General features: G+C 44.9%; 5 protein-coding genes and 1 pseudogene. 5 read left to right on the plus strand and 1 reads right to left on the minus strand.

The genetic code is table 11. The features are described from left to right. Both HUK38_RS14450 and HUK38_RS15290 read left to right on the plus strand, forming a co-directional pair. Positions 1-208, plus strand: a 208-nt coding sequence (locus tag HUK38_RS14450) for a flagellin (RefSeq protein WP_275285036.1), incomplete at its 5' end; no start/stop codon positions are given. A 55-nt stretch (positions 209-263) separates the two neighbouring features. Then, the gene (locus HUK38_RS15290; protein WP_238787694.1) at positions 264-602 is read left to right on the plus strand and encodes a hypothetical protein; all 339 of its coding nucleotides are present in this window, start codon (positions 264-266) and stop codon (positions 600-602) included. A gap of 245 nt (positions 603-847) precedes the next feature. Here the strand turns inward: HUK38_RS15290 and HUK38_RS15465 are convergent, their stop codons facing one another. After that, positions 848-982 carry a hypothetical protein gene (locus HUK38_RS15465; protein WP_275285037.1) on the minus strand — a complete coding sequence of 45 codons (135 nt, stop codon included), beginning with the start codon at positions 980-982 and terminating at the stop codon, positions 848-850. A 56-nt stretch (positions 983-1038) separates the two neighbouring features. Between HUK38_RS15465 and HUK38_RS15675 the strand changes: the two are divergent. From HUK38_RS15675 to HUK38_RS14460, 3 genes and pseudogenes are all read left to right on the plus strand, one after another. Beyond that, a pseudogene (locus HUK38_RS15675) lies at positions 1039-1095 on the plus strand (hypothetical protein); the annotation flags it as partial. An 11-nt stretch (positions 1096-1106) separates the two neighbouring features. Next, a complete protein-coding gene (locus HUK38_RS14455) occupies positions 1107-1628 on the plus strand; it encodes an IS607 family transposase (RefSeq protein WP_202985576.1) in 522 nt (173 codons plus the stop codon). Between the two features lie 7 nt (positions 1629-1635). Next, positions 1636-2673 (plus strand): RNA-guided endonuclease InsQ/TnpB family protein, encoded by a 1038-nt coding sequence (locus tag HUK38_RS14460; RefSeq protein WP_202985577.1) that lies wholly within the window; start codon positions 1636-1638, stop codon positions 2671-2673. Positions 2674-2829 lie beyond the last annotated feature (156 nt).

Below are 2829 nucleotides of genomic sequence, written 5' to 3' on the forward strand. Positions count from 1 at the left end.
TGCAATTCAATCGCGCTTTGAGTACACCGTCAGCAATTTGATGACCTCATCTGAGAACCTGAGTGCTTCGCGTAGTCAAATCCGTGATGCTGATTTTGCCTCTGAAACCGCCCAAATGACCAAGTTCCAAATCTTGCAACAAGCGGGCATCTCGATCTTGTCGCAAGCGAATCAAGGACCGCAAAACACGTTGTCATTGCTTCGCTAATCAATCTAACCCGCGAGGGGAAAGTGTCTGGAATGTCGGGGGCGGGTATCACTGGTTGCCCGCCTCGACTGATTGGAGAACTGATTGGCAAGATGCGATTGAAAGGAACGATAACGTTTTTTTGACCACCCGCGCCACAGTGCGATTGTCTGCACCACCATCGCGGGCGGAAAGCGAATCTTTCGTAAATCCATCATCAAACCGTCAGATCACTTCGACGCAATCTGCAACTAGCACTGCTACAGCACCGCGTTCCCGATCACCCCCGACGCAACTGCAATTTATAACTGACCAATCACCTCCGGCGCGGCCGTTAAAGCAGTCCACTTTAGAACAGTGGTTTAGCATCGCCAATTTGCAGGCAATTAAACGGGTGATTGTTGATTTATTTTAAGCGTTACGCACTTTAGACTATCGCCTAAATCAATGGGTAACAGTTTGATGTGCGTAACTTTCTTCTGTACGATACTTGATAGATCACCTGCCGTCTTATTCTCGCGCAATTAAACTATGTTTGTTACTTGCGCTAAGAATTCATTCATACTTTAGCCGGATTTATCGGCTCATCAAATACAATCCCCGCCAAGATAAAAGGGTTAAATGACAGCCCGGACATTGGTCGTGGCGGTTAAGGTTTATTCAACCGACAATCATTTTCAATACCGTTGTCATTCCCGCGACTGCGGGCATCCAGAATGCGCCGTCGCTGGATTTCCACAGTCGCGGGAATGACGGCTGAGAAATTCGCAGCCCAGCGGCTGGAGGTTGCATCATAGTATCTAATAATCTATACTTTGCTCAACATTAGCGAGGAATGTTCGTAACATGCGATGTCAACCTACGTTACCACGAGAGAAGCGGCAAAACGCCTCGGATGTCACCCAGAAACGCTTAGAAGATGGGCAAATGCCGGCAAAATCCCGCAATTCGCACCAGTAGTGGACAACGGCGCTATGACGTTGACGCCTATCTCCGCATCCAGCCCCAGCGCGTTATCATTATCTATTGCCGCGTCTCTTCATTCAAACAGCGCGATGATCTCGACCGCCAAGTTCAATTCCTGCGCAATCAATATCCGCAAGCAGAAATCATTAAAGACATCGGCAGTGGACTCAATTTCAAAAGAAAAGGACTTAAAACCATTTTGGAACGCGCAATGCGCGGCGATTGCATCCAACTTGTGGTTGCCCACCGTGACCGACTTTCAAGATTTGGATACGAACTCATTAAACAAATTATTGAGTTCAATGGTGGAGAACTCGTGGTTCTCGACCAGTCTGCTTACTCGCCAGAGCATGAACTTATTAAAGACTTGCTCAATATCCTTCACGTCTTCTCGTATCGAATGCACGGACTTAGAAATTACAAAAAGCAAGTTAATCAAGCTCTCACCGACGCGCAACCAAAAAAAGATAATTAAGTATTGGATGACTGTTTCCCGTTATGTGTTCAATTGGACAATTGATTTTATTCGCTCGTGTCAAAACTGGACGCCCAATTGGATGGAGATTAAAAAATACGCAACACAGTTATTACCCAACTGGACAAAAGAGTGTCCGTTTCAAATTAAAGCAATTGCAATAAAAGATGCAACCACTGCGTTTTTTAAGGCAAAAGGCAAACCACAATTTCGCAGTCGGAAATCACCGCAACAGTCGTGCTTTATTCCCAAAACAGCAATTAAAATGCAGGGGATTTATCCTAAGATTTCTGGTAAAGACTTGAAAATGCACGAGTCTTTACCAGAATCTTATTTAGATTCACGTTTGATTTGGAAAGCCGGCAAGTATTATCTTGCAATGCCATCGAAAACACCGCGTGTACCTAATGGCGATAACCAAGCCCGCGTGGTGGCGATTGACCCAGGTATTCGCAATTTTGTCACTTTCTATTCAGATGATACTTGTGGTTTCATTGGATCAGGTGATTTTTCGCGTATTCAGCGGTTGGCGTGTTATTTAGATGACTTGATTTCCCGAATGACTAAAGTATCTAAGCAACGTCAACATAAAATGCGGATTGCGGCGGCGCGAATGCGGGAAAAAATCAAACATCTCATTGATGAGTTGCACCATAAAACCGCGCTTTTTTTAGTGAAAAACTTTGAATTGATTTTATTGCCAACGTTTGAAACGCAAGCAATGGTGAGTAAAGCGGGGCGTAGAATTCAATCAAAGTCAGTGCGCGCAATGCTCACTTTTGCGCATTATCGCTTTAAGCAATTTATTAAACATAAAGCGTTTGAATACGGTAAGCGGGTTGTGGATGTTAATGAAGCCTATACCAGTAAAACGCATCCAGAAACGGGTGAAGTTAAAAACATCGGTGGAGCAAAGTTAATTCGACTCTTATCCGGTGCATGGGTTAATCGTGATTTAGTTGGTGCGCGTAATATCTTATTGCGCGCTTTGGTAGATACACCCCAGTCTGCGGATTGGCAGTTAAACGTCTTTCAGCATTGTTGAGCAATGTTCAAGAAAAAAGTATCGGCGAGTGGATTAGCAATTGTGATCGGCATTGCACTCACCCGCATTTTTCAGTTCTGGTATTTAAGATTTACAGCAGGCGGCCGTTACAATGAGTGAACGCGGTGAATTATGCCGCCGTCACAGCCCCATCAC

This window comes from Thiospirillum jenense, assembly GCF_014145225.1.
GTDB classification, from domain to species: Bacteria; Pseudomonadota; Gammaproteobacteria; order Chromatiales; family Chromatiaceae; genus Thiospirillum; species Thiospirillum jenense.